The following is a 21,608-nucleotide window of genomic DNA, read 5'->3' on the forward strand; positions in this document are numbered from 1 at the left end:
GATGATTTACATCATCCCTTCGATAATAGTGTATTTTTTAACTATTATGCACGCTCTAAATAATCGCCAGTACGAGTATCTACACGAACGCTTTCTTCTTGCTGAACAAATAACGGAACACGAACAACCGCACCTGTTTCAAGCTTAGCTGGTTTACCGCCACCGCCAGATGTATCACCACGTACGCCCGGATCAGTTTCAACAATTTTCAATACAACGAAGTTCGGTGGGCTTACTGTTAAAGGTACGCCGTTGAACAACATAATTGTACATTTTTCATTTGAATCGTCTTTTAACCATTTAGCAGCATCGCCCATTGCAATTTTGTCTGCCGCGATTTGCTCAAAAGATACAGGATCCATGAAGTTCCACATTTCACCATCGTTGTATAGGTATTCCATTTCAACTTCAACGATGTCAGCTGCTTCTAAAGAGTCACCTGATTTGAAAGTTTTTTCTAATACTTTACCGGTTTTAAGGTTACGTAATTTTACACGGTTGAACGCTTGACCTTTACCTGGTTTTACATATTCGTTTTCCATGATTGAACATGGGTTACCATCAAGCATAACCTTAAGGCCTGCTTTGAAATCATTTGTAGAATAATAGGCCATGAAAGGCACACTCCAAACTTAACAAGTCAACTATGCGATATAATGCGTTGTTGCATTATCTTAATCGTGTCAAATGATAAACTATTTATACCAAGAGCAAAACTGGCAATCTCAACTGAGTGACCTTATTACTGATCCTTCGGAATTGCTAAGCCTACTCGAGTTATCCTCAGAACAGCTATTATCGGGTGCGATTCTGGCTTCTGAAAAGTTTAAATTGCGTGTTCCTCGTGCGTTCGTCGGAAAAATGAACGCTAAAAACCCGCTTGACCCGCTTTTGCTACAAGTATTACCTCATCATCTAGAACTCGAAGAACATCCTGAGTTTGTTACTGACCCATTAGGCGAAGAAGCAGCAAATCAGTTACCGGGTGTATTGCATAAATATAAATCACGTTTTTTATTAACCTTGACTGGTGCCTGTGCCGTACATTGCCGTTATTGCTTCCGTCGCCATTTCCCCTATCAAGAAAATTTGCCAAAAAATGAAGATTGGCTAAATATTAAAAACTATATTGAAGCAAACCCGAACATTAACGAGATCATTTTAAGTGGTGGTGACCCGCTTACGCTTTCTAACCGTAAATTAGCACTTTGGTTAGAACGCCTATCATCTCTCAAACAAATCGAGATTCTGAGAATTCACTCACGAGTCCCAATTGTTATTCCAAACCGGATCGACGAAGAGCTAATTTCTTTATTAAAAAACAGTAGGCTGCGTATAGTTCTGGTGGTACACTCAAACCATGCTTCTGAACTCGATGACTTTACTTGTTCAAAATTGTTGCAGTTATCCGACCATCACATTACTGTACTAAATCAGGCAGTATTGCTGAAAGGTGTCAATGACTCTGCACAGACGTTAATTGATTTAAGTTATCGTTTATTTGAAGCTCGCGTTATGCCTTATTACTTACATGTTTTAGATAAAGTAAAAGGTGCACAACATTTTGATTTAGAATCATCCAAGATAGATGATATCTATCGTGACGTGTTAGCGAACCTACCGGGGTATTTGGTTCCTAAACTCGTCAGGGAAATTGCGGGCGAAAAGAATAAAACACCGCTTTTTGGGGCTACAACTTTTTGAGTTATATAATAAGTGATGATGAATAATGCGCTGTCGGACATTTTTCACAATCAAACCGAACTCTCTCGTGAACGGTTAAGCTTTTGTGAAGCCAATATTAAAGATCTTAATGAATGGGTCACTACCCTTTCTATTATGCAACTCGGTGATACGTCAAAAGCATTATTCACAGCTATTTTAGAGCTCAATGAATTAAAATGTAGTGAAACCTTACGTTTCGACCTCATACAAACGCTTCATCCGACCATTAACAATGTACTCGCCAGCCTAGAGAAAAACTTCTTTAACCAAGGCGTGATTAGTACAGATCGTAATGAGCACATTATTGAGTTAGCGATGTTGCTCCGCTGCTATTCCGCCAGTATTTATTTAAATATTGCGCAAAATAGTCATGAGCAACTACAGCATCAAAAGTTTTCACTCTTTGCCTATAAGCAAAAAAAGAATTTGCAAACGGCGCGTATCTTATCGACTTTTCATGCCCTGCAACAATTAACCAATCTCCTCTATCAGCAGCATATGCTTTATAGCGAGCCCCTTAAAGGTCAATGGTTAATAGCGCATCAGCTGTATGAAACCGCGGTTCAATACAAATACCATCTCATCAATATCAATCATATTCAGGGCATACAACACCCTTTAGCGAATATTACACAAGCTTATGCTCAGTTGATTTTGCTGGATATTTTAAATACCAACCAGATTCGTCAGTCAGAAATTCAGGCATTATTTCAATGTAGTTTTGACTGGGCAAGAATGATTCATATTTTGCCGAAAGATACCGCATTAACGAAATATGTGGTTGACCCAAATAAGGACCATCCACCTGTTTATAATACAAAGCGTAGCTCTAACTTTAACCCAAGCATCTTCATAGGTACGCAAGCTTTACTTGAGCATGTCACTGCAACCATGCATAAAAATGCTCAATATATTTCTAAAAATGAAAAGTTTTATTTAAGCCCAGCTTTAAAGTTTCATGTTCAAACGATTTTAGGAACCACGGCTCAACGTCGTCATGAACGTTATGAGTACAATGCAGAGCTCCAAATTTGTTTTGGTTTAAGCACTGCCCATTTCTATCTATCAAAAGCAAAAAACTTTGAAGAAACGCTACAGCTTAACCATAACTATAACTTACAAAGCGAGTCTAAAGTTTTATCCAACTTAGAGAAAAAAGAACAACAAACCAGCTCTTATCAACGCTTAAGTCGTGAAAGCAAAACCATTTATCAAACCACCGTTCTCGATATTAGTGTCAATGGATATCGTATTAAATGGTCTGGCGAAGCACCAAAGAACTTAAGAACTGGTGAATACATTTTAGTTAAAGAAACTTTGCATGGACAATGGCGTGGCGGTGTGATTCGCTGGATTAAACAATCGACAGAAAAATCCCTAGAGTTAGGTTTAGAGATTTTGTCGCAAGCCATGTTCCCTTGTTCAGTGCATATTCAAGCTGAGCGCCATACTCGCAATTATCATCCCGCACTATTACTACAAACACAAAATCTAGAAGAAATACAAAATACGCTTATTTTACCGGGCTCTCAAATTTTTAGAGAGCAACAAACAATTCATTTACGATTGGGGACAGAAGAAATCAAAGTGTATCTACTCAAAGCACAGCTCATTACGCAAAGTTTTATTCAATTTCATTTCGAGCTTTTGAATGAGCAGCAACAAGGTCTGCTTGATCAGTTCATGATGAAAAAGGGTAATAACTCTAGCACTCAAGATTTATGGGAAGCACTAAAGTGAGAAACTCTTTATTATCTAAAAAGTTAAAACGTACTGAAACACGTTTACTCATTATTGATGACAACCAGCTACGTTATAACCAGATTTTAAATTTATTATTGGGGAATGATTATCAAGTTCAGGCATTATTACTTGATGATTTAAAAAGTTTTGAAAAACAGTTAAATACGCCGTGGGATGCTATTATTTTTGGTTGTGCTTATGACCTAAAAATTGAACAAACTCTCTCCCTCATTCAAGCATCTGAGCAGCCAAATTTACCTGTTTTATTATTACAGCCCGACGATTATCAGCCTCAGCAATATCAGGCTTATATTCAAAAAGGTATCTATGATGTAGTTACATTAGAACCATTAGATTATTTTTATATCACTCTTATTCGGACCTTGTCGTATAGCCACTTATTGCAAACTGAACAACGCCTAACAAATGAGCTAGAAACAATTCACTCCCATACACAAACATTGGTCAACAATAGCCATAAAGCAGTTGCCCTTTTTCAAGAAGGGATGCATGTTAAGGCAAATACAGAATACCTCAACCTTTTTGGATTTAAGCAAGAAGACGAGATTATTGGCCTGCCAATCTTAGATGTTTTACAACCTAATGATTTAAATGTTTTTAAACAAAGATTTAAGAAAATTTCATTAGGCCAATTTGATCAGGCACGTTTTGAAATTCAGAGTCAACATGCAGCAATCGCAGGTAACAATGCTCTAAAACTAGAGTTTATTCCTAGTCAGGAAGAAGATGCCGTACAGTTAACCATTGACTACCAACTGGATTTAAAAACACCTGCAAATACACTTTTTTCAGAAAAGAGTTATGGTGTACAAACGCCTTGGCAACAAATTAATCGACAACTATCGACCTACCCTGCTCAAGCCAACGCATTAATTTTATTTAAATTAAATCAATGCCCAGAGCGAGTATTTCAACAAGATTGGCAAACTCCTGCACAATATTTCAATCAGCTGCACAGTTTCTTAAAAGAACACGCGCAAATGCCGATTTTTAATATCGAACTTGGTGCATATGTTGGTGTGTTACAAGCTGAAAACAGCACAGTCCTTAACTCCCAACTGACTAGTCTGAAAAGTTTGCAAAAAGAGCATTTATTAAAGATCAATGAGCTTAACTACTCGATCCAATTTAAGCTGAGCTATGCCCCAATTACTGAACCTTTAAATGAAGATAGCTTTACAAGCTTACTTGCTCAAACAAGTCAGCAAGAGTTACCTAAGGCGCAGGCAGAAATTGAGTTGGCACCAACCATCGATATTATCGCTCCTGAGCCTGTCAAATCTTCTATATCGCTTGATCTAAGCCTTGAGCAAGTCGATGCTCCTTTGCAATCTTCGTTATTGCAGCAATTAAAGCAGCAGCTAGCTCGAAGTGAAATTCATTTAAAATATCAGCAAATCTACGATAAACACGATCAAGAAACCCATAACTATGAGGTGACTAGCGGTTTTATTAGCGATGAACAATGGTATGACATAAATGACTTGGCTGAATTAAGAGAAGACAGTGAACTTTCTATTCAATTAGATCGCTGGATTTTGGTTGAGGCATGTAAGCAACTACATAACTTTATTACTCAGTACCCGAAAGCTAAACTGATTATTAACCTGAATATTGATATCTTGCTCAAAGATAAATCTTTCCCTGAACTCATTTCGAAATTACTCACTATTATTGGTAGTAAGCTTGAAAGCCCACTGGTTTTACAATTTTCAGAACAAGCAATTCAGCCTCATCTTGCAATTGCTCAGCAACACATAGCTCGCCTGCGTCAACACGGCGCAGAAATTTCGATTCGGGATTTCAGCTCTTCTATGTATAGCGAATCAATATTGCAACAACTAGACGTTCAATATTTAAAGCTGCAATCGAAGAAAACTGAGCTATTAAACTCAGATGATGGCCTAACACGCTTACAAGAAAAGGTTTTGAACTATTTGACTGTAAAACCAGTCGGGATTTTACTTAGTGATCTAGATGATATGAACTTATTTGCAAACGCTTGGAATGTGGAAACGCGTTTCTTACAAGGTCGCTATTTCCAGAAAAAACTTGATCGACTAACCGACGTACAAGACCAATAATGGTCTTGTACTGAAAAACAAAAAACGGGCATAAAGCCCGTTTTTTGTTTCGTGTTGCAGTATTAACGCTTGATAGAGCGAGACATACCAGCAAAACGTTGTTTGAATTTGTCGATACGACCACCAGTGTCTACATTCTTTTGCTTACCAGTGTAGAATGGGTGGCAAGCTGAACATACGTCAAGGTAGATAGTTTCTTTACCTAAAGCAGAACGAGTTTCGATTACGTTACCGCAAGAACAAGTTGCAACTAATTTTTCATATTTTGGGTGAATATCGGCGCGCATCGTCGATTACTCCTAATTGGAAGAAAGGCTTAAGCTGTCATCGCAATTGATCACTCTCAACTTAAGTTGAGGACAGGCTCAAAATGAGCAGATCAACACCACAACAGACCATTCTTTTGGCCCACCGAAACCTCTAGGGTTAGAGCTAAGCACAACAAGTGGGCAACATTATACGTCAAATAATTTTCTTTTGCGAATTAATCTTGGGATTTAGCCAAGTAATTTGCGATCACCCCACACACCATTAACTGGATTTGGTGAAAAATCATAATAGGTAACACGATCATGCCTAATGGTTGGCCAATAAATAAGATTTGCGCCATCGGAACACCACTCGCCAAGGTCTTTTTGGAGCCACAAAAGAAAACTGTAATTTGATCTGCTCGGTTAAAACCTAAAGCACGCGGTAGGTAAAGTGCTAATAGCATAATAATTGTTAAAAGTACTGAACACGCAATTGTTAGAATGAGTAAAGTTTTCCAACTTACTTGATGCCAAAGCCCTGCAACTACTGCTCCACTAAATGCGCCATACACCACCATCAAAATCGAGCCTTGATCAAATGCTTTAACAATACTCGGAACTTTTGCCATATAAGGGAAAATATAAGGACGTAATAATTGACCTAAAATAAATGGCACTAATAGTAATAATGTAATTTGTATAATTGAAGTCGTCGGATCAAATCCATGTTGGCTTTGGCCTAAAATAAAAAAGCTCACCAAGACTGGTGTAATAAACATACCAATCAAGTTTGAAAAAGATGCACTGCACACCGCTCCCGCCACGTTCCCTTTTGCCACTGATGTAAATGCAATAGAAGATTGAACTGTAGAGGGTAAAAAGCACATAAATAAAAAACCCCAGTACAGCTGTTGACCTAACAGAGGTAATAAAATTGGCTTAGCCAACAGACCAATTACAGGGAAAATAAAGAAAGTAAATGCGAAGACCAGTAAATGCATTTTCCAATGCAAAATACCTTCAATTACAGCCTCACGTGATAGTTTCGCGCCATGCAAAAAGAATAAGATTGCAATCGCGACTGTGGTCAGTGTATTGAAATATTGAGCTGCTTGACCACTGACTGGAAAAAATGTTGCTAGTAGTACCATTCCAACTAACAAAACTGTAAATCGATCAAGAGCCAATAACTTCAGCATAGCCATATCCTATGATTATTCTAGATAAATAAAAAACCCAGTTGATAAATTGACCATTTGGTCAAGCGTTCATCATACTGGGCTAAAAAAATAAAGCTAGGCTTTTAAGAACTAATTCTTAAAGCATCACAGTCAATTTTTAGTTATTTGTCGCATTAGCATCTTGTTGAATCAATTCGACTTTATAGCCGTCTGGATCTTCAACAAATGCGATAACGGTAACACCACCTTTCATTGGACCCGCTTCGCGAACAACTTTGCCACCACGTGCTTTAATTTCTTCACACGCTTTGTAGGCATCGTCAACACCAATGGCAATGTGACCATAGGCATTGCCTAAATCATAACTTGATGTATCCCAGTTATGGGTAAGCTCAAGCACGGTATTGGTTTCTTCATCGCCATAGCCAACAAATGCTAGTGTAAAGCGCCCTTCTTCATAATCACGCTTACGAAGTAACTTCATCCCTAATACTTCGGTATAGAACTTTAAAGATTGTTCTAAATTGCCTACTCGCAACATTGTATGAAGCATTCGCATATATTTATCTCCTAGGAAACTTTCATTTTGATGATTGATTAGCCAACAACTTACCCACCCAAATCACGAGTAATAAAATTGGTAATCCCATCAAAAATGTAGCCGTAAAAAAGCCTGAATAACCGATATGATTCACTATTGTACCTGAGTAACCACCAATCGTTTTTGGTAACAACAGCATTAGCGAGCTAAAAATAGCATATTGCATGGCGGTAAATGACACACTAGTTAAACTAGAAAGAAATGCAATAAAAACTGCCCCAGCTAATCCGGAGGCTAAGTTATCAAATATGATGCCCATTACTAACCAAACTTTGCTATAAGGAACAACTACTTTTCCTTTCAATTCGATATCCATATTTTTATCAATCGGAATCGCTGGAATATCGGATAAATTCATACGATAACGAGGTTGATTCTCTTCTAGCTGCTTTTGATAAGAATGGTTTAAAGTTAAAGTATGTATTTGCTTATTGGCTTCATAATTTGCTTCTACTTGTATTGAATTAAGTTTAGCAAGATCATTTCCAGGAATAATAACATTCCAATCACTACCTTTAATCTTACCTTCTATTTTATTTTGTGAATTCAATAAAATACTAACGGATTTTAGCTCACCATTTTTAGGTAGATTCAATAAACTACCATGAAGAATTACATCTTTTTTCAGCTCATCTTTATATAAAAGATTATCTCCACCAATTGCTTGAACATAAATATCTGGTTGTGATTCTGAGTTAAATACTTTTAATGGAAGGTTTATCTTTAAAGGTTCAGCATAGCCTACAGGCTGAGAATTAATTGAGACTTCATTCTGAGCTGACGTCAATGTATTACTCGGGAATTTTAGTGACCAATTTCCCACTTCATCAGGGCTTGTTGTATAAGTGTGATCCCCTATATGAACTTGAACATTTTGCATAGTAGCGCCAGATTTAACTAATCCAACAAAAATCAAGTTGGTAGTGCTTGCTAAAATTGCTCCTAACAACATCATTTTCATTACATTATAGCGTTGCGCTAACATTCCTCCGAGAAAACCACCCAATATGACAAAGAAGATCGCAAAGAACTTATTAAACCAAGCAATTTCCTCTTTATCAAAATTCAAGTCTAAATAGAATAAATTAGCCATTACACCAGCAACGACATCTGAAATACGATAAAAACCTATTAGCAATAAAATTGCTAAAGCAACTTTTAATCCATATCGCTTAAAAAAATCTAGTAAAGGTGACAACCATGTTTCTACAACAATTTTCTTATTAATTAGACCAAACTTAATTAACCCAAAAATTACAATCACCGCAATTGATATACTAATTAAAAATTTAATAACTAAAAGTAGAAAGTTTAAAAAAGCATCTTCGATAGAAAACGAATCAAAAATTAAACCAATTTGGTAAAAGCTAATCCCAAAAACGATGGTTGAAATAACAAAAACTGAGAATAACTGAAAATAGTCTTTAGCTTGATAGTGATGTTGAATACGTTTAACTTCAGGCTCATGAATAAATAATGTTGTAATTATTCCTATACCCATGAGGCCTGCCATTAATAAATATGTAGTTCGCCAAGCTTCATATATATAATTACCAACAGCTGTACCCAGTGAAGCTGCAAATAATAACGCACCTAATTGTGTAATGATTGTAGCAGTACGATATCCAGCATTATACGTTGAAGCTAAAACAGTTTGCACATTAGGATCTTCAGTCAATTCAATACGATAAGCATCAACAATAATATCTTGAGTAGCTGAAGAGAAGCCAAGGAAAATAGCAGCTGCTGCCATAATAGTCAGATTTGAAAATGAGCCAAAATCAGAAGTATTCGGTAAGGGATTTGTAAATGCCATTAAACAAATTGCACAGATAACCAAAATTTGTGCAACTAATAGCCAACTACGTCTTAACCCCATTTTTCTTGTTAAATAAGGAAGTGGTAATTTATCTATCAAAGGTGCCCAAATAAACTTGAACGAATAAGCCAAAGCTGCCCAAGAGAACATGGTGATAGTACTTCTGTTAATTCCAGCTTCAGTCAACCAAAATGATAAAGTTGAAAAAATTAGAAATATGGGAATTCCTGATGAAAAGCCTAAAAACAACATAATAATTGCTCGGCGATCCAAGAAGGCCATAAAGGAACTTTTCCACCCTTTTGATTCAGCACTCATTCGTTTTTTATTTTCCATAAATTATAAATGTGCCTATTCAAACCCTTCTTACAATTCCTTTCAAGATTCTTTATGCAATCAATTTTGTTTTGGCGATAAAAACGGCAAGTTTGCTTGATATTTTATGCTAAACCTGTATACCTTTAAGCTTCAACCTTCGTTTTCTTTTGCTGGATATCAACAGTGACACAAAAACTTGATCAAGTGACCATCTCAACTTTATCACTCGCTAAAACAAACACCACAAACGTCACAATAAATGCATTTCCTTCAGCTTTTGAGCAACCTGATATAAAAATGACTTTGGATAAAACAGCCTTAAAACCCGAACAACTTACACATATTCCAGATTTTGAAAAAATTCCAGCTTCTACAAAACGTATAAAACCGCTTAACAACTTTTTAGGGCAAGACCGTGCCAAAGCATCGGTAGAAGCAGGGATTTCTTTACCCTACTCTGGCTATAACATTTTTGCAGTAGGGACAGCAGGCTTGGGTAAACGCACCATGATTAAGCGTTTACTCCAACAACATGCGAAAACAATGCCTACTCCAAATGACTGGGTATATGTCTATAATTTTAAACAAGCACGCCAACCACTTGCTCTACGCTTCCCTGCTGGACAAGGAACCAAGTTTCAACATGCCCTTCATCAAACTTGGCAAATTATTTTAAAACAGCTTGAACGCCGTTTTAGTGCCGAGACCTATCATAACCGTATTGAGCGTATCCGTGAGGAAACTGGAGATGAGCAGCAACAAGCGCTTGTCGAGTTAACCAAAGAAGGTGAAGAACTCGACTTAAAACTCATCTCCCGTAATGAAAAGCATGGCTTTGTACCTGTACAAGTAAAAGATGATCAGGTGCAAGAACTGACTCAAACAGAAATAGATGCTCTAAATACTAAGCAACGTGCTGAAATTGCAGCGAATGTTCGCTACATGGATAAAAAGCTCGAGCGTCTTGGTTTGCATTTAGGTGATTTAGAAGATGATGCACGTGACAAAGTCTCTGTGTTGAATCGAGACATCGCGACCCAAGTGGTTAAGCCACGCATGGATTTAATTTTAAATAAATACGGTCAAGTCAAAGGCCTTGAAGATTATTTAAAACAATATGCTCAAGATGTAATTGATAATGTTGAACTCATTTTAGAGCAAGAAGAAGACGACTTTGCTCCGGCAATGTTCAATCGTGTGCCTGCACGTTATCAGGCCAATGTAATTGTCTCAAACAAACCAAACAGTGGCGCACCGGTTATTTTTGAAGATTTCCCAACGCACTACAATTTGCTTGGTCATGTTGAGCAACTTACTCACAACGGCACAATTACCACAGATTTCACGCTCATTCGTCCAGGTGCTCTACATCAAGCGAATGGTGGCTTTTTAATGCTTGAGGCCGAGCAATTACTCGAACAGCCTTATGCATGGCAAGGTTTAAAGCGTGCCTTAAAATCAGGTCAGCTCAAGCTTTCTTCTCTTGAACATATGCTGACGTTAACAGGCTCTATCTCGATAGAACCTGCTGCTGTTCCGCTTGATATTAAAGTGGTTCTTATGGCAGAACCTGAAATTTATTATGAAATTTTAGAAGTAGAACCAGAGCTTGGCAGTGTCTTTAAAATTCGTGCAGATTTTACCGATACTCTGCAACGTAATGACGAAAATGAACAAGCCTACATGCAGCTAATTGCTGATTATGTACAAGCGGATAAATTACTTCCGTTTGACCGCAGTGCTTTAGCAGCTTTACTTACCGACTCAAGTCGTCAGGCAGAAGACCAAAGCTCACTGTCGTTACATGCTTCAACTTTGGGCGACCTCATTCGCGAAGCACATCACCATGCTTTTAAAGCTAATGAAAAGCTTGTAACTGACCAGCACATTAACTTGGCATTACAACACAGACAGTATCGCTTAGGCTATTTAAGAGAGCTTTACTGGCAGGATTTATCGCGTGGAACTCAGTTAATCGAGACTTCTGGTCATCGTTTAGGTCAGATTAATGCCCTCTCTGTTATTCACTATGCAGATGTTGAGTTTGGTTTACCTTCACGTTTGACTGCATCAGTCTATCAAGGTGGTGGCGATATTCTTGATATTGAGCGTAGTGTAGAACTTGGCGGTTCACTGCATGCCAAAGGCGTATTGCTCATGTCTAGCTTCTTGAAAGCTCACTTTGGTCGTGAACAGATTTTACATTTCTCTGCTGCTCTAGCCTTTGAACAAAGTTATGGGCAAGTAGACGGCGACAGTGCAACAGTTGCCGAGCTTTCTGCATTAATTTCAGCAATTAGCCAAATACCAATTGATCAATCATGGGCAATTACCGGCTCTATGAACCAGTTAGGCCAAGTTCAACCAATTGGTGGTGTAAATGCAAAAATTGAAGGCTTCTATGATGCTTGTAAATTACAAGGTTTAACTGGCAAACAAGGTGTCATTATTCCACGTCAAAACATGCAGCATTTGATGTTACGCCAAGATGTAATTGATGCGGTACAAAGTGGTCAATTCCATATCCATGCAATTGATACGATTGATCAGGCGCTTGAGATTTTAATGGCCCGCCCTGTCGGTACACTCGACAAAAAAGGTAAGTACAGTAAACACTCTATTTATGCTGCTGTAATGGAGCAACTCGAATATTGGCAAGCCATTGAAGATGGCGCAGAAATTGAAGAGGAGCCAAAGAAGAAAAAGAAAAATAAGAAAAAAATTAAGAAGCATGAAGAGCTTACGGCGGAAGACCTACCACAAGAAAGCGTAGAAGAAGTCGCAACCTTAAAACAGAAGTAATAAAAAAGGGCTTGTCAAATACAGGCCCTTTTTACTTTTAGAGTGGCAAAATTAACGAACGATTTGGATCGCTCGTCCTCCTGCTAACTGACTAAAATATTGTTTAAGTGCTTCAACACAGCGCTGAATTTTCATTGGCTGTTGGTCATGCTTGGCAACTTCTGCATACAAAGTAAAAGTTGGTAATTTCCAATCTGGCATGAGTTCAATTAAAGAACCATTTTTTAACTCTTTTTGAGCATCTAAATATAAAATTCTTGCAATACCATGTCCTTGCTGACATAACGCTTTTGCAACTTGTAAATTATTGCTTTGCAAACGGCTTTGCATTTCAACATTAAGTGTTTCACCCGTTTTTACATGTTGAAAATGGAAATGGTGCGCGTCATTCATGACATTAATTGATAATAACTCATGATCTCTTAAATCATTAGGATGCACAATTGGACTAGATTGATTCAGATAACTTGGAGAAGCTACCAAAATCTGATCGACAAAAGCCATCGGAATGACAGAGCTGCTTTCTTCTACCGGCGTAGAACTCATGCGCACTGCAATATCAATTCGCTCTTCAATTAAGTCGATATAACGATGCCCAACTTCAAAATGCACAGATAAACCGCGATGAGCTGACATCCAGTGAGATAACGCAGGAATGAGGTGCTGAACTGCTAAATCAGGAGTAGTTGCGATACGCAAATCCCCAATTAAGTCATCCCTCAACTCATTAATTCTGATTTTCCCCCTTTCAGCAGCCGCCAACATTTCTTGACAGCTTGAAAAAAAAGCCTGTCCGGCTTCTGTCAAACTGAGTTTACGCGTGGAGCGATGTAATAGAATTACATCCATTTCATGCTCAAGGGATCGAATCTGCTGGCTCACCGCACTTGTTGTAATTCCTAATTCACGTGCCGCACCACTAAATGAACTTTTTTCAACCACACAAGCAAAAACACCCATCGCACGAAGCTGATCTAACATAGGTTTCCTCAAATCTAATTCTAAATTTATAAAAAAATGCTTATTGTTGTAATGAAAGCAACCAATTATATTATACGAGGAAACCTAAGTTTTATGCATTAGCTATTTTGGTAAAAGATTTATAGGATTAATTGGTTTTCCATCCAAACGGATCTGGAACTCAAGCATGACCTGAGAAGCCCCAGTAGAGCCCATCTCGGCAATTTTTTGTCCAGCAGTTACATTATCACCACTTTTCACCAACATCTTGCTATTGTGGGCATAGGCACTGATATAGCCGTCAATATGCTTAATTAAAACCAGATTGCCGTATTCTTTTAAGCCATCAGCTGCGTAGACAACTTGACCATCTGCTGCGGCATAAATAGGGTCACCCTGATTTCCACCATAACGGATTCCTTTGACATTATTTGCCAAATTAAACCCTTGAATCACTGGCCCATTATTCGGTTTTATCCAGCGTAAACTAGAATTTGGTGCAACCGAAGTCACTGTGGTATTCGTTGACGGTGCGGTCGTTGTAGGCTGAGTTACTGGTGTAACAGGTTGTGTGGTTGGTAGAGCAATGGTTTGACGTTTGATTTGCTCCGGTTGTGCCATGACTTGCGTAGATACTGTTCTTGGTGAAGAACCTTTCTTCAAACGCAAAGACTGATTAACATAAATACGATATGGTGGAGCAATATCATTCATTTCGGCAATACTAATATAGTCGAGGCCATAACGCATTGCGATACCACTTAAAGTATCACCTGAACGAACTGTGTAATAGTTAGGAGCCATTGCATAGCGAGAACTATTATTAATTTGTGGTTTAGAAGCACACCCTGCCATAGCAACGGTAAAACCTACAGCCACAGACAACAACATAATTTTCATTATTTTGTCTTTTTGGATATGCACTCTGCTTTGTTGCCCAATTAAATGCATTGATCTCCCTCACTAAATGCTACAAATCATTTCGGCTAAGAGTACCAAAAAAGTAAGAGGAAACACGTTCCTCTTTTTCTTTATTCACAAAGTTATAACATTCGAGGCAAATTATTGACTCAAACTGATCTGTAAATCTTCTAAAACAGCGTAATTTGTTGCATCCATTTGAATAGGAGTAACACTTACATAACCGTTTGCAACCGCAAAGAAATCAGATTGAATCTGGCTAGAAACACGCTGGGGATCTGTAACCGCCTCACCTGCTAGTCCAATCCAGTAAACTTGACGGCCGCGTGGATCGACATGACTGGTAATAGGCTTAGATTGAGCACGGCGCCCTTGATAAGTAATCTGTGCTCCTTTTAACTGCGGCACGTCAGGAATATTGATATTAAAGATATGTCGCGGAGGCAAAGCTGGTAATCCGCTTGCAATAAAATCATGTACCCATTTAGCAGCCTGAGCATAATCTTCTTTATCGTTATAAGCACGTACATCAGGACCCGCTAAAGACACAGCAATTGCAGGTTGTTTCATTAAACGACCTTCAAATGCGGCCCCTACCGTTCCCGAATATAAAACATCATCACCTAAGTTCGCACCACTATTGATTCCGCTCACGACCAAGTCAAATTCAAAATCAAACAAACCATTCATGGATAAATAAACACAATCTGCTGGTGTACCATTCACTGCCCAGACATCTTCGGCAATTTGAATGGGACGTAATGGTCGATCCAATGTTAATGCACTTGAGAAACCACTTCTTTCACTTTCTGGTGCAACCACAACCACGCGTCCAAGTGGTCTTAATGCTTCAGCTAAAGCCTGTATACCTGGCGCAAAAACACCGTCATCATTCGCTATCAAAATATTCACTAAAATCTTTCTCTACAAATAAACCTAAAGGTTTTCACAATTGAATTATTTGTTGAATTATATATATTTATGCCTCCATAGCATTATAAAATTGTGAAAAAATGAAAACTTTCGCTCCTTTTTTTCAGGTATTGGGGATCAGTATCACATTGTGTACGCAGGTGGTTTTTGCAGATGAGGATATCTCAACACAAGAGGCTGATAGCTTAATTAAAGATGACATTGCCGCAACGCAAGTTTTGCAGGAAATCTGCCCGGCTTTTGTCGGAACAAATAAAAAACTTGAGTCAAACGCTCAAAAAATTATTGCGATGTATTTAAGTGGTTATTCAAATAAATCAATGACCTTAACGACTCTACAAAACGATGCTGAATTTAAAACTTTATTAAATGAAGCACGTCTTGCGGCAAAACAAATGGACCATCACGAGCAACATGAGCTCTGTGAAGAGATCGTTAATTATAAAGAATAGATCTTACTCTTTTGTGATCTAGAAACTTATTCATTTTGGGTTTTCTGTTTGCCATTAAGCAGAAAACCAACATAACAATACATTTTTTCCATTTTTTTAAATTCTAAATTGGTTAAGCTAACGGCATATTTAGAAATTTTATTTTGGGTTATCGATGTTTATGAAGAAAAGCTTAGTTCAATCGCTCTCTTTGGTTTTACTTATGAGCATGGCAACAGCTGGTTTTGCTGCTGATAAGAAGAAAACAATTGAAAAGAAAACCGAAAATGAAAATGTTGTTGAGGTTACTCCACAACAAGGCACGACTCCTGAAGAATTAGCTGCAATTCAAGTGCTTTCTGAAATTTGTCCAAGTTTGATTGGTAAAAAAGACGCCGATTTTGCTCAAGGCTATGAACGTTTAGTTAAAGACTACCTACCAAATGAAACTGATGCTGTTTCTGCATTAGAAAAACGTAGTAAAGACAAAGCTTTCAAGAAATACTTAAAAGAAGCACGTAGCGATGCGAAAGCTGCCGGTGATGAACAAAACACATTAGTTTGCCAAGACGTGAAAGCATATCAATCGCAAAACTAAATTAGTAAAAAACTCTTGAGTTACAATACTGTTTGAAAAAGCCGACTTCTCCCGTAGAAGTCGGCTTTGCTTTATCCTAAAATGCTAGGCTCTTCTGCTTCATACAAGATATTGGAATTACCTAGAATGACTCGAAAAAGCGCTATTGCTGCACTACTCCTCTTACCAAGTTTTTCTTATGCAGCAACTGTCTTATCAGCTCCGCCAGAATTAAATAATAAGTCTTATGTATTAATGGATTATGAGACAGGCCAAATTCTCGCTTCTAAAAATGAAAACGAAAAGCTTGCACCTGCGTCTATGACAAAAATGATGACAAGCTACATCATTGAACAAAAATTATTAAAAGGTGAACTGACTGAAAATGAGCAGGTTCGTATGAACGAGTCTGCATGGTGTAAAGGAAGTAGCTCTGAATCATGTATGTATGTTCCTTTAAATGGTACAGCAACTGTTCTAGAAATGCTCCGCGGTATTATTATCCAGTCAGGTAATGATGCATCAAAAGCAATGGCTGAACATATTGCCGGAAATGAAGGCACGTTTGCTCATATGATGAATCAGGAAGCAAAACGTATCGGCATGGTGAACACCCAGTTTATTAACTCTACCGGTATGCCTGCTGAAGGTCACTATTCAACTGCAAAAGATATGGCTGTGTTAGCACAACATATTATTAAAGACAGTTCAAAATACTATCCAATTTACTCTGAAAAAGAATTTACTTTTAATGGTATTAAACAAGGTAACCGTAATGCCTTGCTTTACACTGACCCAAGTGTAGATGGTTTAAAAACAGGTCATACAGATGAAGCAGGTTACTGCTTAACTACTTCAAGTAAACGCGGTCCAATGCGTTTAATTTCAGTGATTTTTGGTACTCCAAGCATGTCTGAACGTGCAGACCAAACGCGTACGTTACTGGCTTGGGGCTTTGCAAACTTTGAAACTGCAAATGTTCAACCAGCCAATCAGGTTCTTGCAAAAGCAAAAGTTTGGTTTGGTAAAGAAGATGAAGTTCAAGTTGGTTTAGCTGAAAACTTTAGTGTGACTATGCCTAAAGGTAAAGCTGATGGCATTAAAACTCAGTTAGTGGTTCAACCTAACTTAAATGCACCACTTCAAAAAGGTCAAGTTGTGGGTAAACTTGTTGCTAGCCTAGATGGCAAAGTAATTGCTGAAAAACCTTTAGTTGCATTAAAGCCAGTTGAAGAAGCAGGTTTCTTTGCTCGTTTAATCGACCATATCAAGCAATTCTTCAGCAACTTATTCTAATTTTTGAATAGTTGAATTAAGCACTCATGCTATTTAGCCTGAGTGCTTTTTTATTTTATAATTCGACTAAATTTTATTTTGATACTACTTATGGCAAAGAACATTCGTCCTTATCTTGAACACTACCCTCAAGTAGATACAACCTGTTATATCGATGAAATGGCTGTTGTAGTTGGTGACGTTAGCTTAGCTGAAAATGTCTCTGTCTGGCCTTTTGCAGTCATTCGTGGTGACGTAAATAGTATTCAAATTGGTAAAAACAGTAACGTACAAGACCATTGTATGTTGCATGTAAGCCATAAAAATGATGCCAAACCGAATGGCTCACCTCTGATTATTGGTGAAGATGTAACGGTTGGACACCATGTGACTTTACATGGCTGTACCATCGGTAACCGTGTTTTAGTCGGAATCAATACCGTTATTCTAGATGACGTGATTATTGAAGATGATGTAATGATTGGTGCAGGAAGTTTAGTTCCGCCTCGCAAAGTCTTAAAAAGCGGTTATCTCTATGTAGGAAGCCCCGTACAACAAGTGCGCCCACTGACTGAAAAAGAACTCGCATTTCTTCCTTATTCAGCAAGACATTATGTAAAAGTGCAAAATAATCATAAAAATAGTGAAGTCTAACTTTGCTATTTTTAGTTTAATTGATACATATATTCCACTTACAAAAATAAGAAACCTTTGAGAAATAAATAATGAGCTTAGATAATACCCATAATTGCCCTACTGAACATGAGCTAATAAACCAAATCAAAATCAATATTGAAAAATATGGATTACAAGTTATGGGAATTAGTGCAACGAACTATTTACCTTCTTTCAGTTACAGTGTGGGTTTATATGAGAGTTATCAGCATCCTGAAATTATTTGTTTTGGATTACCTACGGATCTAGCTCATCTCATTATTAATGATGTAGCAAACTTAATTAAAAATGGCGAAAAAATTACCTCCTATCAAGATTATGATGATCAGTTTTTTAAAGAAAGTCGTGCTCAGTTTTTACCTGTAGACTTCAGGAATATTGATGATTATTTTGGAGGGGCGTTAAATTATTACCAACATAATAAATTCTCAGCTTTACAATTAGTCTGGACTGATCGCAATGACAAATTTCCTTGGGAAGATGGATATCAAGAAGAGTTTATTTATGATCAGCCTTTACTAGATCGAAATGCTGATTTTAAATTTAGAGAGGCAAAAAATTTAGGGGTTTTCACCACTCGACAGTGTCTGGAGTTCAATCAACCTATTTTAAGAGTTGTACATGATCATGATGGAGATTGGCAATTTTTGACAGGTAATCAAGAACCTGAAGATATTCGTCTTGTCGCCTTAGAACAAATGATATTAATAGATTCGAGCTTAAATGAAGTTTTTGATCTTGACTACGGCCAAACTGCTGAGAGAGACTCCATTAATAATTCATGGCAAATAACAAATCTTGATGAGTAAAAAGATTTATAAAATAATACTGTAATCTATAAAAATCTTATCGTAGCCAAAAACCCCTAAATTTCGTATTATACGTCTTTTAAATCATGGTGCTTTTTTATGGCCGCATGGACTCCTCATGTCACTGTTGCTACAGTCGTAGAAAAAGACGGACGCTATCTGTTTGTAGAAGAGCATAGCGAAGGTTTTGTACACACAGTATTTAACCAACCTGCTGGTCATGTGGAATGTGGTGAGTCATTAACAGAAGCTGCCATTCGAGAAACACTTGAAGAAACAGGCCATCATGTTGAAATTGATGCCTTACTTGGTATTTATACTTATACCCCGCCAATGTTTCCCGATCGCACTTATTACCGTTTCTGTTTTCTAGCGCATGTAACTCAGGTTGAAAGTGATCCTCAACTCGACACAGGTATTATCGCTGCTGTGTGGATGACACCGGATGAACTCAAAGAATCTGCCCGTGCTCGCAGTCCTCTTGTGCTAAAAGCAGTTGAAGATGCTATGAAAGGCCACCATTATCCTTTATCGCTTATTTATGAGCACCCCTTCTCTCCCTCATTAACTTCTCATTTGGATGCCTAGTCCTATGCAACAACGTGTCATCGTCGGTATGTCTGGTGGTGTAGACTCTTCTGTTTCTGCAGCACTTTTACTTCAACAGGGTTATCAAGTTGAAGGTCTTTTCATGAAGAACTGGGAGGAAGACGACGGCACGGAATACTGTACGGCAATGGAAGACTTAGCCGATGCCCAAGCAGTAGCTGATAAAATCGGTATTAAGCTGCATACAGCAAACTTTGCTATGGAATATTGGGATCGAGTGTTTGAACTTTTCCTAGCTGAATATGCTGCTGGTCGCACGCCAAACCCAGATATTTTATGTAATAAAGAAATTAAATTCCGCGCATTTTTAGATCATGCCATGACTTTAGGTGCAGACTTCATCGCAACGGGTCATTACGCACGCCGTGGTGAAACTGCATATAACTCTAAAGGCGAAGCATACGCACCATTATTACGTGGTGTAGATAACAATAAAGACCAAACCTATTTCTTACATGCCGTTCATGGTAGAGAAATTAATAAAACATTATTTCCAGTAGGTGAAATCGAAAAACCTGAAGTTCGCAGAATTGCTGAAGAACTTGATCTTGCTACAGCCAAGAAAAAGGACTCAACAGGAATCTGTTTTATTGGGGAACGTCGTTTTAATGACTTCCTTAAACAATATTTACCCGCTCAGCCTGGGAAAATTGTACTTGATACAGGTAAAGAAGTTGGTGAACATCACGGTCTGATGTACTATACGCTCGGTCAACGTGGCGGAATTGGTCTAGGTGGTTTGAAAGGTGCAGCTGAAGGTGCATGGTTCGTACTACATAAAGATCTGGCCAGTAATCGCCTCGTTGTTGGTCAGGGACATGAACACCCACTCATGCAAAGTACTCAACTGTGGAGTGAGTCAATTGACTGGGTAGCTGGTGAACAAAATATTCCAGTTGAAGGATTACGCTGTACAGCTAAAACGCGTTATCGCCAACCTGATCAGGGATGTACAATTTTTATTGATGAAAACACTGAACACGGTGTTCGCGTTGAGTTTGATGAACCTCAGCGTGCTGTTACACCGGGTCAAAGCGTTGTATTTTATTCAGATGAAGTTTGCTTAGGCGGGGGTGTCATTCACCATACAAATGCCCCTACACCAAATTTTATTTAAGGGAATGAATGGCATGGTGGAGTTACCATTTCAACAATCACAAGCCTTGAATGTTCGCCAAAACCGTGCCCTTGCCTTGGCTGGGGTATTTCAGGCCACTCAGCTCACCCATATGACAGCCATGACGGGTCAGCAAAGTATTGGTGAAAGTGGTAATTTCTATTTTGAACTATTAATCAAAGCAAGTTTAAATATTCGCCCTACAGCCAACAATGGTGTTCAAACCTTAGATTTTTTTAATCAATTAGCAGATATCTCTTTAGGGCTTAAAACACTCGAAAATTGTATTACTCAACCTTTTTCGAACATGCCTAAGTCTCGCCTTCCAAAAATGGGCACGGCCAAATTGCCAATGTCCTATGCGATGTCGCTCTTACAGCTAGAAAAAAAGGTTTATAGCAACCCTGAATATGTCGCAATCATTGAAAAAGCTCAGCAGAAAATTTTAAAACAGCTGTCTTTTTTTGATAATAACTACTTACACCCAAGCATTTTAGCTAATTTGGCGCAAACTTATGTTGATACGGCTGGCCAGATTAACCCACGCATTTTAGTTCGTGGTAATGCAGAAGCATTTAAAGATACCAACCATACTAACCGCATCCGTGCTTGTCTGTTTACTGGCTTGCAAATGGCCCATTTATGGCGGCAACTCGGCGGTAGTTCGTGGAACATGATTTTTAGCAAACGTAAATTGCTACAGGATATTCAAGCACTTGCTCGTTTACAGTACCAAGTCGTTTAAGACTATAAACG

At 38.1% G+C, this 21,608-nt stretch carries 20 protein-coding genes; 12 read left to right on the plus strand and 8 right to left on the minus strand.

What is annotated here, in order from left to right; translation table 11 throughout:
* Positions 1 to 44 precede the first annotated feature (44 nt).
* A complete protein-coding gene (gene efp / locus ACO6UW_RS01585) occupies positions 45 to 614 on the minus strand; it encodes an elongation factor P (RefSeq protein ID WP_002118666.1) in 570 nt (189 codons plus the stop codon).
* A gap of 73 nt (positions 615 to 687) precedes the next feature.
* On the opposite strand from efp, the gene epmB reads away from it, so the two are divergent.
* Genes epmB through ACO6UW_RS01600 form a run of 3 tightly spaced genes read left to right on the plus strand, consistent with a single transcriptional unit; the run spans position 688 to position 5,573 of the window.
* Complete coding sequence (gene epmB / locus ACO6UW_RS01590; RefSeq protein WP_032055300.1) at positions 688 to 1,704, plus strand: EF-P beta-lysylation protein EpmB; 1,017 nt, start codon at positions 688 to 690, stop codon at positions 1,702 to 1,704.
* Positions 1,705 to 1,719: 15 nt separating this feature from the next.
* Positions 1,720 to 3,465 carry a hypothetical protein gene (locus tag ACO6UW_RS01595; protein WP_057062854.1) on the plus strand — a complete coding sequence of 582 codons (1,746 nt, stop codon included), beginning with the start codon at positions 1,720 to 1,722 and terminating at the stop codon, positions 3,463 to 3,465.
* On the plus strand, positions 3,462 to 5,573 hold the full coding sequence (locus ACO6UW_RS01600; protein ID WP_081037780.1) for an EAL domain-containing protein: 2,112 nt from the start codon (positions 3,462 to 3,464) through the stop codon (positions 5,571 to 5,573). Before ACO6UW_RS01595 ends, ACO6UW_RS01600 begins: the two co-directional genes overlap by 4 nt.
* A gap of 62 nt (positions 5,574 to 5,635) precedes the next feature.
* Here the strand turns inward: ACO6UW_RS01600 and rpmE are convergent, their stop codons facing one another.
* From rpmE to ACO6UW_RS01620, 4 genes are all read right to left on the minus strand, one after another.
* Positions 5,636 to 5,860, minus strand: coding sequence for a 50S ribosomal protein L31 (rpmE, locus tag ACO6UW_RS01605; RefSeq protein WP_001200845.1), 225 nt, complete (start codon positions 5,858 to 5,860; stop codon positions 5,636 to 5,638).
* A 197-nt stretch (positions 5,861 to 6,057) separates the two neighbouring features.
* Positions 6,058 to 7,029: a bile acid:sodium symporter family protein gene (locus ACO6UW_RS01610; protein WP_014207306.1), complete on the minus strand. Its 972-nt coding sequence runs from the start codon at positions 7,027 to 7,029 to the stop codon at positions 6,058 to 6,060.
* A gap of 133 nt (positions 7,030 to 7,162) precedes the next feature.
* The gene (gene gloA, locus ACO6UW_RS01615) at positions 7,163 to 7,564 is read right to left on the minus strand and encodes a lactoylglutathione lyase (protein WP_005067992.1); all 402 of its coding nucleotides are present in this window, start codon (positions 7,562 to 7,564) and stop codon (positions 7,163 to 7,165) included.
* 22 nt (positions 7,565 to 7,586) lie between these two features.
* Positions 7,587 to 9,761, minus strand: coding sequence for an AmpG family muropeptide MFS transporter (locus tag ACO6UW_RS01620; RefSeq protein ID WP_017399300.1), 2,175 nt, complete (start codon positions 9,759 to 9,761; stop codon positions 7,587 to 7,589).
* Between the two features lie 165 nt (positions 9,762 to 9,926).
* Between ACO6UW_RS01620 and ACO6UW_RS01625 the strand changes: the two genes are divergently transcribed.
* The gene (locus ACO6UW_RS01625) at positions 9,927 to 12,545 is read left to right on the plus strand and encodes an ATP-binding protein (protein ID WP_348891881.1); all 2,619 of its coding nucleotides are present in this window, start codon (positions 9,927 to 9,929) and stop codon (positions 12,543 to 12,545) included.
* A 51-nt stretch (positions 12,546 to 12,596) separates the two neighbouring features.
* Here ACO6UW_RS01625 and ACO6UW_RS01630 read toward each other — a convergent pair whose 3' ends face one another.
* The 3 genes from ACO6UW_RS01630 to surE all read right to left on the minus strand — a co-directional run bounded on the left by ACO6UW_RS01630 (position 12,597) and on the right by surE (position 15,338).
* The gene (locus ACO6UW_RS01630) at positions 12,597 to 13,526 is read right to left on the minus strand and encodes a LysR family transcriptional regulator (RefSeq protein ID WP_002118686.1); all 930 of its coding nucleotides are present in this window, start codon (positions 13,524 to 13,526) and stop codon (positions 12,597 to 12,599) included.
* Positions 13,527 to 13,628: 102 nt separating this feature from the next.
* Positions 13,629 to 14,456, minus strand: coding sequence for a peptidoglycan DD-metalloendopeptidase family protein (locus tag ACO6UW_RS01635; RefSeq protein WP_002119027.1), 828 nt, complete (start codon positions 14,454 to 14,456; stop codon positions 13,629 to 13,631).
* Positions 14,457 to 14,567: 111 nt separating this feature from the next.
* Complete coding sequence (gene surE, locus ACO6UW_RS01640) at positions 14,568 to 15,338, minus strand: 5'/3'-nucleotidase SurE (RefSeq protein ID WP_017387263.1); 771 nt, start codon at positions 15,336 to 15,338, stop codon at positions 14,568 to 14,570.
* Positions 15,339 to 15,439: 101 nt separating this feature from the next.
* On the opposite strand from surE, the gene ACO6UW_RS01645 reads away from it, so the two are divergent.
* From ACO6UW_RS01645 to hflD, 8 genes are all read left to right on the plus strand, one after another.
* The gene (locus ACO6UW_RS01645; RefSeq protein ID WP_057062852.1) at positions 15,440 to 15,811 is read left to right on the plus strand and encodes an MCR_0457 family protein; all 372 of its coding nucleotides are present in this window, start codon (positions 15,440 to 15,442) and stop codon (positions 15,809 to 15,811) included.
* Between the two features lie 154 nt (positions 15,812 to 15,965).
* Positions 15,966 to 16,388 (plus strand): MCR_0457 family protein, encoded by a 423-nt coding sequence (locus ACO6UW_RS01650; RefSeq protein ID WP_081037773.1) that lies wholly within the window; start codon positions 15,966 to 15,968, stop codon positions 16,386 to 16,388.
* Positions 16,389 to 16,514: 126 nt separating this feature from the next.
* A complete protein-coding gene (gene dacC / locus ACO6UW_RS01655; protein WP_002118558.1) occupies positions 16,515 to 17,663 on the plus strand; it encodes a D-alanyl-D-alanine carboxypeptidase PBP5/6 in 1,149 nt (382 codons plus the stop codon).
* A gap of 90 nt (positions 17,664 to 17,753) precedes the next feature.
* Positions 17,754 to 18,296, plus strand: a complete 543-nt coding sequence (locus tag ACO6UW_RS01660; RefSeq protein WP_057062851.1) for a gamma carbonic anhydrase family protein — start codon at positions 17,754 to 17,756, stop codon at positions 18,294 to 18,296.
* Positions 18,297 to 18,367: 71 nt separating this feature from the next.
* Positions 18,368 to 19,126 (plus strand): DUF4262 domain-containing protein, encoded by a 759-nt coding sequence (locus ACO6UW_RS01665; RefSeq protein WP_057062850.1) that lies wholly within the window; start codon positions 18,368 to 18,370, stop codon positions 19,124 to 19,126.
* Positions 19,127 to 19,225: 99 nt separating this feature from the next.
* The gene (locus tag ACO6UW_RS01670; protein ID WP_032063058.1) at positions 19,226 to 19,714 is read left to right on the plus strand and encodes an NUDIX hydrolase; all 489 of its coding nucleotides are present in this window, start codon (positions 19,226 to 19,228) and stop codon (positions 19,712 to 19,714) included.
* A gap of 4 nt (positions 19,715 to 19,718) precedes the next feature.
* Entirely contained in the window at positions 19,719 to 20,852 is a 1,134-nt protein-coding gene (gene mnmA / locus ACO6UW_RS01675; RefSeq protein WP_057062849.1) for a tRNA 2-thiouridine(34) synthase MnmA, read from the plus strand.
* Between the two features lie 13 nt (positions 20,853 to 20,865).
* Positions 20,866 to 21,597, plus strand: coding sequence for a high frequency lysogenization protein HflD (hflD, locus tag ACO6UW_RS01680; protein ID WP_002118587.1), 732 nt, complete (start codon positions 20,866 to 20,868; stop codon positions 21,595 to 21,597).
* The last annotated feature ends 11 nt before the right edge of the window (positions 21,598 to 21,608 follow it).

It is taken from the genome of Acinetobacter sp. JADD-222 (assembly GCF_049310645.1).

What these genes read in the sequence shown, in the direction of transcription:
- ACO6UW_RS01620 (WP_017399300.1), bottom strand. Translation starts at nt 9,761, where the DNA reads ATGGAAAATAAAAAACGAATGAGTGCTGAATCAAAAGGGTGGAAAAGT.
- dacC (WP_002118558.1), top strand. Translation starts at nt 16,515, where the DNA reads ATGACTCGAAAAAGCGCTATTGCTGCACTACTCCTCTTACCAAGTTTT.
- rpmE (WP_001200845.1), bottom strand. Translation starts at nt 5,860, where the DNA reads ATGCGCGCCGATATTCACCCAAAATATGAAAAATTAGTTGCAACTTGT.
- ACO6UW_RS01665 (WP_057062850.1), top strand. Translation starts at nt 18,368, where the DNA reads ATGAGCTTAGATAATACCCATAATTGCCCTACTGAACATGAGCTAATA.
- ACO6UW_RS01595 (WP_057062854.1), top strand. Translation starts at nt 1,720, where the DNA reads ATGATGAATAATGCGCTGTCGGACATTTTTCACAATCAAACCGAACTC.
- ACO6UW_RS01630 (WP_002118686.1), bottom strand. Translation starts at nt 13,526, where the DNA reads ATGTTAGATCAGCTTCGTGCGATGGGTGTTTTTGCTTGTGTGGTTGAA.
- ACO6UW_RS01650 (WP_081037773.1), top strand. Translation starts at nt 15,966, where the DNA reads ATGTTTATGAAGAAAAGCTTAGTTCAATCGCTCTCTTTGGTTTTACTT.
- ACO6UW_RS01660 (WP_057062851.1), top strand. Translation starts at nt 17,754, where the DNA reads ATGGCAAAGAACATTCGTCCTTATCTTGAACACTACCCTCAAGTAGAT.
- epmB (WP_032055300.1), top strand. Translation starts at nt 688, where the DNA reads ATGATAAACTATTTATACCAAGAGCAAAACTGGCAATCTCAACTGAGT.
- efp (WP_002118666.1), bottom strand. Translation starts at nt 614, where the DNA reads ATGGCCTATTATTCTACAAATGATTTCAAAGCAGGCCTTAAGGTTATG.
- ACO6UW_RS01610 (WP_014207306.1), bottom strand. Translation starts at nt 7,029, where the DNA reads ATGGCTATGCTGAAGTTATTGGCTCTTGATCGATTTACAGTTTTGTTA.
- ACO6UW_RS01635 (WP_002119027.1), bottom strand. Translation starts at nt 14,456, where the DNA reads ATGCATTTAATTGGGCAACAAAGCAGAGTGCATATCCAAAAAGACAAA.
- ACO6UW_RS01645 (WP_057062852.1), top strand. Translation starts at nt 15,440, where the DNA reads ATGAAAACTTTCGCTCCTTTTTTTCAGGTATTGGGGATCAGTATCACA.
- ACO6UW_RS01670 (WP_032063058.1), top strand. Translation starts at nt 19,226, where the DNA reads ATGGCCGCATGGACTCCTCATGTCACTGTTGCTACAGTCGTAGAAAAA.
- mnmA (WP_057062849.1), top strand. Translation starts at nt 19,719, where the DNA reads ATGCAACAACGTGTCATCGTCGGTATGTCTGGTGGTGTAGACTCTTCT.
- hflD (WP_002118587.1), top strand. Translation starts at nt 20,866, where the DNA reads ATGGTGGAGTTACCATTTCAACAATCACAAGCCTTGAATGTTCGCCAA.
- gloA (WP_005067992.1), bottom strand. Translation starts at nt 7,564, where the DNA reads ATGCGAATGCTTCATACAATGTTGCGAGTAGGCAATTTAGAACAATCT.